The organism is Melioribacteraceae bacterium (assembly GCA_019638015.1).
Classification (GTDB): domain Bacteria; phylum Bacteroidota; class Ignavibacteria; order Ignavibacteriales; family Melioribacteraceae; genus JAHBUP01.
In genome coordinates this window covers 2,868,057-2,882,262 of sequence record JAHBUP010000001.1, presented here as the reverse complement: position 1 = coordinate 2,882,262, position 14,206 = coordinate 2,868,057, and the positions used below count along the sequence as shown (strand labels likewise).

Here is a 14,206-nt window from a genome sequence, read left to right as displayed (position 1 = left end):
CATAAGAATTAATTTTACGGTGGAATTAACATTGTGAGTAAAACGGAATCACACTCAAGAAATAGCACCACTTCCGAGCAAAAAAAACATGATTTTTTTAAAGAGGAAGCTAATAAACTCTTGATTGAGCCATTTACCGCTCTAGCCTGGTTCACTACTTTTGCAGGTATTTTAGCACTGGTTTTTGAGGTTCGTTATTTTAGTCAACTCACTACTAAAGTACATCTAATATATATATCCCGCCTATCAGCTGTTTCTATAGCGTTTATACTTTTAGTTGTAGCAAATACAAAACTGGGCAAAAAACATCCGGTTTTTTTAGTCCACCTGCTTTTACTTTCAATAATTTGCTCTTTCGGTGTGATGATTTATCTCATTCCAAATACACTGGTATTTAATTCACAATTGATAAGTCTTATACTATTTACTGCTTCTTTATTCCTGAGCTGGGAAGTGAGTAATCAAATTTTTGTAGCTATTTATTACAATCTCGTCTTCGGGGTTTCAATTGTAATGAATACTAAGAGTGTATATCTACTTCCCAATATTGTCGAATCTGTAATCCTCGTTATAATTATAAGTCTGATGGCAATTGTGGCAAGTTATATAAATTATAAATTAAGGCAGGATGCAGCATTTAAAAACTTTGAGGTATCGCTCTCCGAAAAAAAATTCAGAAATTTGTTTGAAAACTCGGCTGAAGGAATTTTTCAATTTGCTAAGGATGGGAAATTTGTTACAGCAAACCCCGCTTTTTTAAAAATGCTTGGTTTTTCAACCGAAGAAGAGATTAAAAAAATAAACTTTGCCAGCGATATTTTTAAGAGAAAAAGCGATTGGGAACTGCTTGAAAAACTTCTTGAAAAGCAGGGCAAGGTTAGAAACTATAGGGTTCCAATTACTAAAAAGGATGGTTCCGAAATAACTGTGCGAATGAATGTGAGATTGAGCGATGAAGATGATTTTGCAAATTCTTTTTTGGAAGGAAGTCTGCAGGATATAACTCAACAAGTACTGGCAGAACAGGATAAACAAAAAGCTCTTGATGCTCTTCGTCTCGAAAAACTAAAGGCGGACACTGTTGCTAAAAAAGCTCAGCAGGAAAGCAGCTTCAAATCCAAATTTTTAGCAAGCATGAGCCATGAAGTCCGTACGCCAATGAATTCCGTGATGGGATTTTTAACATTAATAGAAAATGATCTATTTGAAAGTAAAGAGGAATTAAAAGGTTTCGCTAAGGATGCTCGAACCTCGGCAGAATCATTATTAGATATAATAAATGGAATTTTGGATATATCTAAGATTGAAGCTGGAAAAATGGACCTGGATATTTATGAGTTCAATCTTGAAAATGAATTAAAAAAGGTCAATTCTATAATTACCCAGCCGGCAAAAAATAAAGGTCTTGCCTATGAGGTTTTCATTGATCCAACCATTCCTGTAAAACTTTTTGGCGATTCTACCAGAATCCGTCAGATTGTAATTAATCTATTAAGTAACGCCGTTAAATTCACAGAGGTTGGAAAAGTATCCTTGTCTGTCAATGTTCAATCACGGTCAGATGAACATGTTGATTTACTATTTGTGGTTCAAGATACAGGTCACGGTATCCCAAGTGAAAAAGTTAATTTGCTATTTGAACCTTATGTGCAAGTTAAAACCAAAAAAGGTTCCAAAGAGGGAACCGGTTTAGGATTAGTTATCGCGAAGGAATTTGTTAAACTAATGCATGGTCAAATTTCGGTTGAAAGTAAAGTTGGATTTGGCACAAAGTTTACGTTTAATATAAAGCTTAGATTAAACATGGACGCAAAGATTGCGGAGACAGAAATTGAACACTCACAAGTAAGCAACAAAAACGAGCCAGTTCAATCGCTAATTGATTTGACTGAAAAACCAGTGGAACAGAAAAAGAAAAAGAAACTGCTTCTTGTTGAGGACAATCCAATTTCTCAAAATCTCGAATTAAAAATTTTAAGAGAAGTTGGATATGACGTTGATGCTGTATCTACTGGCCAAGATGCAATTGATCATGTGGTCACCGAAAACTATAACCTGGTTTTGATGGATGTAGAAATGACCGATATGGATGGAATTGCCGCAACTAAAAAAATACGTGATTTGAGAAGTAGCGCATCCAGAATACCGATAATTGCGGTTACAGCTCATTCCAGTATGAAGGATCGGGAAAGATGTTTAGCTGCAGGAATGGATGATTATATTGCTAAACCAATAAATATACATTTCCTGAAAATTACTATTGATCAGTGGCTAAACTCCGGCAGATAGCCCTTTTAAATTTGACCTCAAATTTATTTGCTTTAAAAGTATTTCAAACCCAGAATATTTTATGGATATAAAAACATTTACATTTCCTTTAACTACAAAAGGAAAGACTGATCTCACCGATATAACAAATCATGTAACAACAATTATTAAGGATAGTGGATTTACAGAGGGGAGCGCACTGATATTTGTTGCCGGTTCAACGGCAGGAATCACAACCATAGAATATGAACCGGGATTGATAAAAGATTATCCTCAATTTTTTGAAAAAATAATTCCATCAAACATAAGCTATGAGCATGATAAAACTTGGGGGGATGAAAATGGCTATTCTCACATAAGAGCATCCTTACAAGGTGCGTCGCTCACAATTCCATTTACTTCCTCAAGACCGATATTGGGTACCTGGCAGCAAATTATTTTCATTGAATTTGATCATCGACCTAGAAATAGAAATGTAATAGTGCAATTAACTGGAAAATAAGATGACAATTGAGAAATATATTACTGTTTTTGGCAGCTCTATCCCTAAAGAGGGAGATGCTGAGTATGAAGTTGCCTATAAATTGGGTAAAGTTTTGGGTGCTAATGGATTTGGTATTTGTTCAGGAGGATTTCAAGGAATTATGGATGCGGTTTCGAAGGGTGCAATTGAAAGTGGAAGCAGAGCAATTGGGGTTACTCTAAATATCTATAATTCGATACCCAGCAAGTATTTATCTGAAAATATTGTATGCAGCAGTTTATTCGAACGACTAAATAAGCTTATTGAGATTGGCGACGGATATATCGTTTTGCAGGGAGGTACAGGCACTCTTTTAGAACTCGCCTTAGTTTGGGAGTACATAAATAAAAATATGCTTGAAGAAAAACCTTTTGCATGTCACGGTAAAATATGGAATGAAATTGTTCCGATTATGGAAAAGCAGATTGAAAGTGAAAAAAGAAAAACCGGATTATGTAAATGTTTTGAAAATGTTGAAGATTGCGCAGATCATATAATGAAATCTTTAAAAAATAAAAAGCCGCATTAAATCTGAATGCGGCTTTTTGATAAAATTATTATCTCAGCAAGGACTTTTCATCCTGCTCTTAAAGTCGTCCCATTTTTTAATCTGATCTTCATTCAAAATGTTTTTAATGGAATCCATTAAAGCGTTATTGTTTGTGCATAGCTCGGCTTTTACTTCTATTGAAACCGGATTAGCGGCAATTGTCTCACGGGTTTTTTTATTGATTTCTTCTAGTAATGGTCTTGCGGTATCTCTGGTTAATGTACCATCTTTCACTTGTTCGAGGATTGCTTTTCTTTCTATATTAGCTTGTTCCACAATAGCTTTATTAGCCTCATGAAATTTTCTAACAAGTAATTTATTCTTATCATGATAAGATTTCATTAAATCACGAACTTGGAGTTTTTGATCATTGGTAAGATTAAGAACTCGGAATATCCTTCCAAGATGTTTCCCAAGATCAAAGTTTTGCATCCATGGATTGCCATTATGATTTGGATTCCCAGCTCTAAGTCCACCATCTAGTGTAAGAAATGAATAGTTAAAAAATTGGGGATTCATTCCCATCTCTTTTTCTAGCGACAGATTTTCAACAGCTTGATCGAGATCATTAAAATCTATAATAGCAAATTGGGGTGAGTCAAAGTCGAGTTGTGTCGGTGCTGTCACTTCCTCATCACTACATGCGGTAAATATCACAAACGAAAACAATAAGAGAGTGAGCAATAATTTAATTTTTTTCATAACTACCTCTTTTTATTAGTTGCCCGCTTTTGACAGGATGCTCCGGTAAATGGTTTAATTGCGCATCTAATCCTGGAAGCGATTTATATTTATCTTATAATAATTTGAGTATTCTGGTATAAACATAGTCGATTATTCCCAAAGCCACAATGATATAGAACAAGTTTGAGTAATTAAATTCCCATTCAAAAAATACAAAAAGACTAAATCCAATTAAATAAACTAGAAAAACTAAACCCATCCAGATTAGAGTTCGACATTTAGATCCCCCGAATAAAATAAAAATGATAATTATTAAATTAAAAAACAAATTGACAAAATCGGAACCTTGAGAGTAGATGATACGATGATTCTTCAAGTTATCATATGTGATTGCATGAAGCATTAATCCGGTCATGTCTTCTTTATTATATAATAGTTGAGATGAAGAATTAATTTTGTTTTCCCTGCCAATAAAAACTGTTTTTCCCTTTAAACTAAGACCATCGTGATGCTCGTTTAAATAATCTATTAAGGAGATTGTTTGGGCATCGCAGTAACGTCGATATAAATTAGGTTTAATCAAAAGAGCGGAGTTGAATTTATCTTTTCCCCAGACACTCACAGCGAAAGCTTTCTCTTCAATACTTCCGCTAATAATTTTATATGGGATAATGATCTCATCCTCATCAAAAAAATTGAGATGACCAGAATTAATCTTTGGGTAAATTGTTTTAGGGTATGAATATATTAAGGAATTACTATCTAATTGATTGCCAAATTTGTCTTTATTTGTTAGAAGTGAAGATAAAGTAATTTTGCTTGAATGATTAATAACAGAATCGAACACTCTATTCGATTCGCCGGTATCACTAAAAATTATCTCGATCGCAATTTTGTCGACATCTTGTTTTAATAATTTTATGATTAGTTGAGCATACAAACTTCTTTTTAGAGGCCAACCACCAAGTTCATTCAAATCGGATTCACCTATTAATAATAAAACTATTGAAGAGTCGAGAGGTACTTTTGGAGAAATTAATCCGTAACTATTCTTGATTTGCTTATCAAATGAAGGAGGGTTTACCTTATAAATAAAATTAAGGCTCAAAGATACTATCAAAAAAGATATTAGAGTAGTCTTTTTCAAAAATTTTAATTTTTGTAACTGAATCATAAAAAGATAAATTTGTATTAAAATTGTTCCATAAATTTACAATTAGTCATAGCGAGGTAGTTTATGAGTTTACATATTAATGGCCTTACCGTCAAAACATACGGAGATGAATCGAAGAAGGCAATAGTATTTATTCATGGTTTTCCCTTCGATCAATGTATGTGGCGTCAACAAGTTAATTATTTGAAGGATGAGTACTATTGTGTAACATTTGATGTTCGCGGTTTGGGTGATAGCTTTGTAGGTGATGGACAGTATACAATGGAATTCTTTGTATCTGACTTATACACAATAATGTGCCAACTACATTTATATAAACCGGTATTATGCGGATTATCGATGGGCGGTTACATAGCTCTTCGCTCCTACGAGAAAAGACCTGAATATTTCGGTGGCTTAATATTATGCAATACTAAATCGGAAGCAGATGACAATGCCGCTAAGTTAAAGAGATCCTCTTTAATAAATCAGATTAATACAAAAGGGTTGCCAAATTTTTGTGATCAGTTCGTGACGAATTGCTTTGCTGATGAAACTCCTAAAGAAAACGAGCAGTTGTTTCAAACAACTCTTTTAAAAACTTATAGCCAAAATCCTATTGGAGTTAAAGGCGCTTTAATTGCGATAATGAGCCGCACCGACACAACAGAAGTGCTTTCACAGATCAATATTCCTACCCTAGTTATCGCGGGAGCTTTCGATAAAATCGTACCGCCTCAAGTTATGAGAGCAATGGCTGAAAAAATCCCCGGAGCAGAATTTGCTGTTGTACCGCGAGCAGGACATTTAACCGCTCTAGAAAATCCTGATAATGTTAATGATCTGATTTACGGATTTATGAGGAATAACTTTATTCATTAATTAATCGGAAACACTGTCGACAGCCTGGAAGTACTTCGATGGATTATCTTTTTTCTGTTTTGATAGGGGCTTTTCAATCTGTTTTTTAATTTCTTTTTCTAAAGATTGCATAGACTTAGATACCGGCTTTAGGTCGTATACGCCAGTTAAGCCGGCAAGAAAGATGAGCGTAAAAATTGAGGAGCAGACTATTGGAAGCAAAAATCCTTGAATAAATCTAATTAATTTTCCTTTAGCTTTTTTATCAATATTAATTATGGGATTGCTTTCGTTTTTTGATAATTCCTTAACAATTATATTTACCTTTCTCACTGCGTTGATTATTCCCGCTGTAAGCACCCAGAGGATAATGACTGCGATTGATAGAATAAAAAGGGTCATTTCTTTAGTAGTGACTAAAATTGAACCGGCAACAATGATAGCTAAAAAAAGTATATAAAAACTTATCCGGTAATCTAACCTGCTTTCCCAAAAAGCACGTTCGCTATTCAGCGTCCAGTTTTGAATATTATCAACTTCTGAGGTAGATTTTTTTAACATTATCTTATTTAATAAAAATTAACTGTATAGTTTTTAAAGACGCCATCATCATAATTAAATTTTGCCGAGAAAAATTTATCCTGAAAAAGCCATGGAATAAAAATTTTATCTCCTTCCCATAAATTTAGATCGGTTAATTTCTCGTTGTCAATCCATTCTAGATTTCCTTCATTCGAATGAATTAATTCTCCGGAAAATTTGTTTACAGTAAATAAAAAAACATACCAATCTTTAACTTTATCGAACAATGGGAAAGTAATAATCCCCTTAAGTATTGGGTTCTCAATCACTAAGCCGCTCTCTTCCAGTATTTCTCTTTTTGCACACTCTTCAGGGGATTCGCCCGCTTCAAATTTACCTCCGAGTCCGTTCCATTTTCCTTTATGATAATCATTATCTCTTTTTACACGATGAAGCATAAGAGTTTTATTTTCGTGCATTACATAACAAAGAGTTGCGAGCTGGGTCATCATTTTTCTGAATTAATGGAAGAAGTCAAGATTTTAGAAATATCATCAAGTTCATCAAGAAACCATTTTACTTTTTCAGTTTTAGCTCGCTTGCTGTCGCGCAGTAGTGCCAGCCACAACTTTGATTCATTCGCTGATTTCAGTGCAATTACTGTATATGAATTCAGATCTTTTTTGGTTGATGCTGCAGTCGCCTCGATATAATTGCTAATAACGTTTGTTCCGCTGCTGAACAATTGATTGCCGATCCGTAACGATAGATTATCTTTCGGCAGTAAATCAATAAACTCAATAAGTTTTAGTGTAAAGAAGTAAATCCTTTTTCTAAACTCACTTCTCGATTTTGTTGTTTCAAGCTGCAAAATTATAACCTTAGCTTAATCCGAAATACTGTTTTTTCAATAAATAGTTTTTAACATAATCATTTACACCGATTTCAACAGAATTTATATCAGCACTAAAACCGGCACTTCTAATTTTATCAATATTAGCTTGAGTGAAATATTGATACTTACCTCTAAGTTCCTCTGGCATATCAATATAATCTATATTTACAGGTTTTCCTAAGGCGTTAAAAAGTGCCGTAACTAATTCAATCCAAGTTTGAGCTTTACCCGTCCCAACATTATAAATCCCATTCTTTTCCTGATTCTCTAGAAAAAATAAAGTCATGTCAACCGCATCTTTAACGTATATAAAATCTCTCATTTGTTCACCATCTTTATATTCGGAATTATAAGACTTGAATAAGCTGACCTTTCCGGTATCTCTAATTTGTTCAAAAGCTTTGTGAACCACACTTCGCATATCACCTTTGTGATATTCATTTGGTCCATAAACATTAAAATATTTCACCCCCACAACTTTATCTAATAATCCGTTTCTCTTAATCCATGTATCAAAAAGATGTTTTGAATACCCATACATATTTAGTGGGCGGAGAATATTTAATTCGTCTTCATTATCATTATAACCGAATGAGCCATCACCATATGTTGCCGCTGATGAAGCATAAATAAATCGAATCCCTTTTTCGAGTGCGAACTTCGCGAGTTCTTGGGAGTAATGAACATTATTGTCCATTAAGAAATCAGCATCTTTTTCAGTTGTAGCGGAACAAGCACCTAGATGAATGATCGATGATATTTTAAATGGAATACTATTTTGCAATACTAGAGAGATAAAATCATCCTTATGATAAAAGTCGGAGTACCTAAGTCCATTTAAATTTTTCCATTTTTCATCTTTACCTAATTCATCTACAATAACAATTCTATCTGCTCCCAACTCATTTAATTTCCAAACAAGCGCGCTTCCAATAAAACCAGCTCCTCCGGTAACTACTATCATAATCTTCTCTATTATTTATTATATTTGCGTCAAAATTAAGGATATAAAAGTTCCTAATCAAAAGATCCTAGGGCAATCAGGATTAACGCACAAATTCTTAATTCCATAAAATTCAATTATAATAAAAGTTGATTGGAAAAATAATGGATTCAAAATTAACTGTTTTGAGGGACCTCCTCAAATCACGAATACTATTGCTGGATGGTTCGATGGGAGTTTTTATTCAGCAGTATAAACTTTCTGAAGAAAAATTTAGAGGTGATAGATTTAAAGATCATCCGGTAGAATTAAAAGGTAATAATGACCTGCTAGTATTGACACAGCCACAAATCATTTCTGCTATTCACCGTGCTTATCTCGAAGCTGGTGCTGATATAATTGAAACTAATACATTTAATGCAACTTCAATTTCGCAAGCCGATTATCAAACTGAAAAATATGTTTATGAAATAAATTATGAAGCCGCCAAAATCGCAAAAATTGAGGCAGATAAATTCACCGCTGAAAACCCATTGAAACCGAGATTTGTTGCCGGTGCACTAGGCCCAACCAATAAAACTCTTTCAATGTCTCCGCAAGTTGAAGATCCAGGTTTCAGGGCAGTTAATTTTGACCAAGTTAAAGAAGCATATATTGAGCAGGCCAATGGCTTGATTGATGGGGGAGTAGATATTCTTTTAGTTGAGACAATCATTGATACTTTAAATGCAAAAGCAGCATTATTTGGATTAATGGAATGCTGTGAGTCCAGAGGAATTGATTTACCAATCATGATTAGCGGAACCGTGATCGACCAAAGCGGCAGAACACTTTCAGGACAAAATACCGAGGCATTTTGGATTTCTGTTTCGCATGTCAAAAATTTATTAAGCGTTGGTTTAAATTGTTCTTTGGGACCTGAACAGATGCGTCCATTCGTAGCTGAGCTTTCAAAAATTGCAGATGTGCCTATCAGTATTTATCCAAATGCCGGTTTACCAAATGAGTTTGGCGGATATGATGAATCTCCTGAATCGATGGCATCTGTTCTAAGAGACTTTGCCAAATTAGGATATGTGAATATTGTTGGCGGATGTTGCGGTACTAAACCGGAACATATTAAGGCTTTCTTAAAAATAGCAGAGGAAATTCCACCGAGAGTTTTGCCCGAATTAAAACCATATCTAAGATTGAGCGGATTGGAACCGCTGATTCTGCGACCCGAAACTAATTTTGTAAATATTGGTGAACGTACTAATGTAACCGGTTCAAGAAAATTTGCTCGGTTAATCAAAGAAAAAAAATATGATGAAGCGCTATCTGTTGCCCGGGAACAAGTTGAAAATGGCGCGCAGATTCTAGATATAAATATGGATGAGGGAATGATCGACTCTGAAGAAGTAATGACCAAATTCCTCAATCTCCTTGCTACTGAACCGGATATTGCGAGAGTTCCGATTATGTTAGATTCATCAAAATGGAGTGTAATTGAAGCAGGATTAAAATGCATTCAAGGAAAGGGAATTGTAAACTCTATTTCTTTAAAGGAAGGTGAAGCTGTATTCAAGGAACAGGCAAAGAAGATACTTAAATATGGCGCCGCTGTAATTGTTATGGCGTTTGATGAGGATGGGCAAGCCGAAACTTTTCAAAGAAAGATTGATATTTGCAAAAGAGCATATAAAATATTGACTGAAGAAATTGGATTTTTTCCGCAAGATATAATTTTTGACCCGAATATTTTTGCCGTTGCAACAGGCATTGAAGAGCACAATCAATACTCATTAAACTATTTTGAAGCTGTCAAATGGATTAAAAACAACTTACCGCTGGCAAAAGTTAGTGGCGGTGTTAGTAATGTTTCTTTTTCATTTCGTGGTAATGAACCAATTCGTGAAGCAATGCACGCCGCGTTTTTATTCCATGCTATCGAAGCCGGGATGGACATGGGCATTGTTAATGCGGGTCAACTCGCTGTATACGAAGAAATTTCAAAGGACTTATTAGAAAGAGTAGAAGATGTTTTGCTGAACAGAAGATCAGATGCAACAGAAAGATTGGTTGAATTTGCTGATTCATTTGTGAACAATTCTAAAAAAGTTGAAGAATCAGTTCAGTGGCGAAAACTTAATGTTGAAGAGAGATTAAAACATTCATTAATTAATGGTGTAACCGAATTTATTGATGAGGACATTGAGGAAGCAAAAAAAATATACCCTTCACCGCTTCAAATAATTGAAGGTCCTTTAATGGATGGAATGAATGTAGTTGGCGATTTGTTCGGTTCCGGAAAAATGTTTTTGCCTCAGGTAGTAAAGAGCGCGCGGGTAATGAAAAAGGCAGTAGCGATTTTAGAACCGCATATAAAATTAATGCAGAGTGAAAGCAAAACAACACAGAGTAGTAAAGCTCCAAAAATTTTACTCGCCACAGTTAAGGGAGATGTTCATGATATCGGGAAAAATATTGTAGGGGTTGTTTTATCATGCAACGGTTACGAAATAATTGATCTGGGGGTAATGGTCCCAACTGCCACTATACTAAACGCCGCTATAGAAAATAATGTAGATGTTATTGGGTTGAGCGGATTGATTACACCATCACTTGATGAAATGGTGAGTGTAGCTGAGGAAATGAAACGGCGAGAGTTTAAAATTCCATTATTAATTGGAGGCGCAACTACTTCAAGAATTCATACTGCGGTAAAAATTGCACCCAAATATGATTATCCGGTGATACATGTTCTTGACGCCTCAAAAAGTGTTGCAACCGTATCAAATATTTTGAATAGTGAAATTAAAGTAGATTATTCCGAAAAAATAAAACTTGAGTATAATGCAATCCGTGAAAATCATTTGGCAAAGCAGTCCAATAAGGAATTTCTATCAATTGAACAGGCAAGAAAAAATTCACTGCAAATTAGCTGGAATGATTATTACCCAATTAAGCCAAACATAATTGGGAAAGAGGAATTAATAAATTATTCGATTGAGGAGATTGCGAAATATATTGATTGGACTCCTTTCTTTCTTACCTGGGAACTTAAGGGTAAATATCCTTCGATATTTGAGAATAAGGAATATGGCAATGAAGCAAAAAAAATATTTGATGATGCCAATACTCTACTAGAAAAAATTATCAAAGAGAAACTAATTAGTGCAAATGGTATCATTGGATTATTCCCCGCAAATTCAGTTGGTGATGATATTGAGATTTATTCCGACGATTCTAGAAGCGGAATTCTTGCCACAATGCATACAATTCGGCAGCAATCATTAAAGTCGGCGGGTGAACCAAATTTAGCGTTATCAGATTTTATAATTCCTAAAGCTGAAGGAAAGCTAGATTACATCGGATTATTCGCAGTAACTACAGGCATTGGAGTTGATCAGTTGGTCGAACATTTTGAAGCAAATCATGATGATTATAACTCAATATTAACTAAAGCAGTAGCGGATAGATTAGCCGAAGCATTCGCAGAACTTCTGCATCAAAAAGTTAGAGGAGAAATTTGGGGTTATTCTCCAAATGAAAAATTATCACTTGAAGAATTAATTCATGAAAAATATGAGGGTATTCGTCCGGCGCCGGGCTATCCCTCTCAACCCGATCATACTGAAAAACTGGAAATGTGGAGATTATTGGATATAGATAAAATTGGAATTAATCTCACCGAGAATTTAGCAATGTCACCCGCAGCATCAGTTTGTGGAATTTACTTTGCGAATCCAAACGCAAAATATTTTAATACCGGTAAGATTAACAAAGATCAAGTGGAAGATTACAGAAGAAGAAAAGGAATTAGTTTAAAGGAAGCCGAGAAATGGTTGAGACCGATACTCGGATATGATGAAGTAGAGGAATAAAGAAATTACTAGAAACAAATTTTTCGGAGTAAAAATGAAAAAAGTTTTATTGATTCTCTTTTTATTCAATATAATAAATATTGCTCAAACTGTTGAATGGATAAAAGAGAATTATTCCAAAAGTGAATATCGAATAGAAATGAGAGATGGAATAAAACTTTTTACCGCGGTTTATACACCAAAAGATACATCCAGAACATATCCGATAATAATGGTTAGAACTCCATATACATGTTCACCATATGGAATTGAAAATTATTCCCGTAATATTTCTCCAAATGAACAACTCGCCAAAGAGGGAAATATTTTTGTATTTCAGGATGTGAGAGGTAAATTCATGAGTGAAGGGGAGTTCGTAAATATGCGTCCGTATATCCCTAATAAGAAAAATAATGAGATTGATGAAACAACCGATACTTACGATACAATTGACTGGCTTATAAATAATATAAAATATAATAATGGGAATGTGGGGATATGGGGAATCTCTTATCCTGGATTTTATGCGGCGATGAGTTTAATTGATGCACACCCGGCGCTCAAAGCTGTATCTCCACAAGCTCCAATATCAGATTGGTTTATTGGTGATGATATGCACCATAACGGCGCATTCTCTTTGGCAATGTCATTTAATTTTTTCAAGTCATTTGATCAGCCACGCGATTCTTTAACAACTAAATGGAAATCTATTGATCCATATGCGTCACCTGATATGTATAATTTTTTTCTGAAACTAGGATCGGTTTCTAATATTAATAAAAAGTATTTTCATGAAAAACTGCCATTCTGGAATTCGATAGTTAAACATGGTAACTACGATGAGTTTTGGCAATCGAGAAACAATCTTCCTCATTTTAGTAATGTAAAACCGGCATCCCTAATAGTTGGAGGATGGTACGATTCGGAAGACTTATATGGTCCCTTAAATATTTATAAATCAATTGAAGAGAAGAATTCGGTAAATAACAATTATCTCGTAATGGGTCCATGGAGCCACGGTGGCTGGTCGCGTAGTGATGGTTCTACCTTTGGCGATTTTAAATTCCTCCAAAATACTAGTGAATATTATAACAAAAATATTCTTACTCCATTCTTCAATTATTATTTGAAGGGGGAGGGATCTTTGAATATTCCTGAAGTTGTAACTTATAGAACGGGGAGCAACGAATGGGTTTCGTACGATAATTATCCATCCTCCACAAAAATTAGTTCAACACTTTATTTGAGTGAGTCGCAAAAATTAAAATGGGAAGCTTCGACAAATAAAGAGATTAGATGCGATGAATATGTTAGTGATCCAAAGAAACCAGTTCCTTATACTGCACGATTTCATGATTCACAGCAAATGTATAATAGAACATACATGAGTGAGGATCAGAGATTTGCTTCATCACGCCCAGATGTACTTGTTTATGAAACATCTGAGCTGGAGGGTGATCTTACTATTTCGGGACCAATAACAGCAGACCTGTATGTATCCACTTCCGGCACTGATTCCGATTGGATTGTAAAAATTATAGATGTCTTACCTGACGATACAAAAAATGAATCCGGACAAAACACAGCTGAAATGGGTGGATATCAGAGATTAATACGTTTTGAAATAATGAGAGGTAAATTCAGAAACAGCATGGAAAATCCGGAACCGTTTGAACCCAATAAAATTACTCAGGTAAAATTTAATTTGAACGACATTGATCATACTTTCAAAAAGGGGCATAAAATTATGGTACAAATTCAGAGCAGCTTTTTCCCTTTCTTTGATAGAAATCCTCAGAAGTTTGTTGATATATATAACGCCGGCGATGACGATTTTCAGAAAGCCGTAAACCGAGTTTATTTCTCCGAACAATATCCGTCATCCATTAACTTTTCAATAATTAAATAGAATTATGATTTTGGATTTTAGTAATTTTTGGAAAACTTAACAGGAAATTAGTT

General features: G+C 34.6%; 12 protein-coding genes. 6 read left to right on the top strand and 6 right to left on the bottom strand.

All coding sequences use genetic code 11. The annotated features are described in order from the left end of the window. Window positions 1-33: 33 nt before the first annotated feature. The 3 genes from KF816_12400 to KF816_12390 all read left to right on the top strand — a co-directional run bounded on the left by KF816_12400 (window position 34) and on the right by KF816_12390 (window position 3,320). Window positions 34-2,289: a response regulator gene (locus KF816_12400; GenBank protein MBX3008814.1), complete on the top strand. Its 2,256-nt coding sequence runs from the start codon at window positions 34-36 to the stop codon at window positions 2,287-2,289. Between the two features lie 61 nt (window positions 2,290-2,350). Further along, window positions 2,351-2,770: a secondary thiamine-phosphate synthase enzyme YjbQ gene (locus KF816_12395; GenBank protein MBX3008813.1), complete on the top strand. Its 420-nt coding sequence runs from the start codon at window positions 2,351-2,353 to the stop codon at window positions 2,768-2,770. Between the two features lies 1 nt (window position 2,771). Further along, window positions 2,772-3,320 carry an LOG family protein gene (locus KF816_12390; protein ID MBX3008812.1) on the top strand — a complete coding sequence of 183 codons (549 nt, stop codon included), beginning with the start codon at window positions 2,772-2,774 and terminating at the stop codon, window positions 3,318-3,320. Window positions 3,321-3,353: 33 nt separating this feature from the next. Here KF816_12390 and KF816_12385 read toward each other — a convergent pair whose 3' ends face one another. After that, window positions 3,354-4,043: a hypothetical protein gene (locus tag KF816_12385; GenBank protein ID MBX3008811.1), complete on the bottom strand. Its 690-nt coding sequence runs from the start codon at window positions 4,041-4,043 to the stop codon at window positions 3,354-3,356. A 94-nt stretch (window positions 4,044-4,137) separates the two neighbouring features. Next, window positions 4,138-5,133, bottom strand: a complete 996-nt coding sequence (locus KF816_12380) for a CHASE2 domain-containing protein (protein ID MBX3008810.1) — start codon at window positions 5,131-5,133, stop codon at window positions 4,138-4,140. Between the two features lie 129 nt (window positions 5,134-5,262). Between KF816_12380 and KF816_12375 the strand changes: the two genes are divergently transcribed. Beyond that, entirely contained in the window at window positions 5,263-6,060 is a 798-nt protein-coding gene (locus tag KF816_12375) for an alpha/beta fold hydrolase (protein ID MBX3008809.1), read from the top strand. Here the strand turns inward: KF816_12375 and KF816_12370 are convergent, their stop codons facing one another. The 4 genes from KF816_12370 to rfaD are packed head-to-tail and all read right to left on the bottom strand — an operon-like array spanning window position 6,061 to window position 8,420. Continuing rightward, window positions 6,061-6,600, bottom strand: coding sequence for a hypothetical protein (locus tag KF816_12370; protein MBX3008808.1), 540 nt, complete (start codon window positions 6,598-6,600; stop codon window positions 6,061-6,063). It lies immediately after the preceding gene. A gap of 8 nt (window positions 6,601-6,608) precedes the next feature. Next, entirely contained in the window at window positions 6,609-7,070 is a 462-nt protein-coding gene (locus KF816_12365) for an 8-oxo-dGTP diphosphatase (GenBank protein ID MBX3008807.1), read from the bottom strand. Beyond that, window positions 7,070-7,432 (bottom strand): four helix bundle protein, encoded by a 363-nt coding sequence (locus KF816_12360; protein ID MBX3008806.1) that lies wholly within the window; start codon window positions 7,430-7,432, stop codon window positions 7,070-7,072. The genes KF816_12365 and KF816_12360 overlap by 1 nt, the downstream gene beginning before the upstream one ends. A gap of 10 nt (window positions 7,433-7,442) precedes the next feature. Continuing rightward, complete coding sequence (gene rfaD, locus KF816_12355) at window positions 7,443-8,420, bottom strand: ADP-glyceromanno-heptose 6-epimerase (GenBank protein MBX3008805.1); 978 nt, start codon at window positions 8,418-8,420, stop codon at window positions 7,443-7,445. Between the two features lie 143 nt (window positions 8,421-8,563). Between rfaD and metH the strand changes: the two genes are divergently transcribed. Together metH and KF816_12345 are read left to right on the top strand one after the other, a co-directional pair. After that, entirely contained in the window at window positions 8,564-12,265 is a 3,702-nt protein-coding gene (gene metH / locus KF816_12350) for a methionine synthase (protein ID MBX3008804.1), read from the top strand. 34 nt (window positions 12,266-12,299) lie between these two features. Continuing rightward, window positions 12,300-14,153 carry a CocE/NonD family hydrolase gene (locus tag KF816_12345; GenBank protein MBX3008803.1) on the top strand — a complete coding sequence of 618 codons (1,854 nt, stop codon included), beginning with the start codon at window positions 12,300-12,302 and terminating at the stop codon, window positions 14,151-14,153. Window positions 14,154-14,206: the final 53 nt, after the last annotated feature.

Bases quoted from the DNA above. Each gene is read 5' to 3' on its own strand.
- KF816_12395 (MBX3008813.1), top strand. From the start codon at position 2,351: ATGGATATAAAAACATTTACATTTCCTTTAACTACAAAAGGAAAGACT.
- KF816_12390 (MBX3008812.1), top strand. From the start codon at position 2,772: ATGACAATTGAGAAATATATTACTGTTTTTGGCAGCTCTATCCCTAAA.
- KF816_12385 (MBX3008811.1), bottom strand. From the start codon at position 4,043: ATGAAAAAAATTAAATTATTGCTCACTCTCTTATTGTTTTCGTTTGTG.
- KF816_12375 (MBX3008809.1), top strand. From the start codon at position 5,263: ATGAGTTTACATATTAATGGCCTTACCGTCAAAACATACGGAGATGAA.
- KF816_12370 (MBX3008808.1), bottom strand. From the start codon at position 6,600: ATGTTAAAAAAATCTACCTCAGAAGTTGATAATATTCAAAACTGGACG.
- KF816_12365 (MBX3008807.1), bottom strand. From the start codon at position 7,070: ATGACCCAGCTCGCAACTCTTTGTTATGTAATGCACGAAAATAAAACT.
- rfaD (MBX3008805.1), bottom strand. From the start codon at position 8,420: ATGATAGTAGTTACCGGAGGAGCTGGTTTTATTGGAAGCGCGCTTGTT.
- metH (MBX3008804.1), top strand. From the start codon at position 8,564: ATGGATTCAAAATTAACTGTTTTGAGGGACCTCCTCAAATCACGAATA.
- KF816_12345 (MBX3008803.1), top strand. From the start codon at position 12,300: ATGAAAAAAGTTTTATTGATTCTCTTTTTATTCAATATAATAAATATT.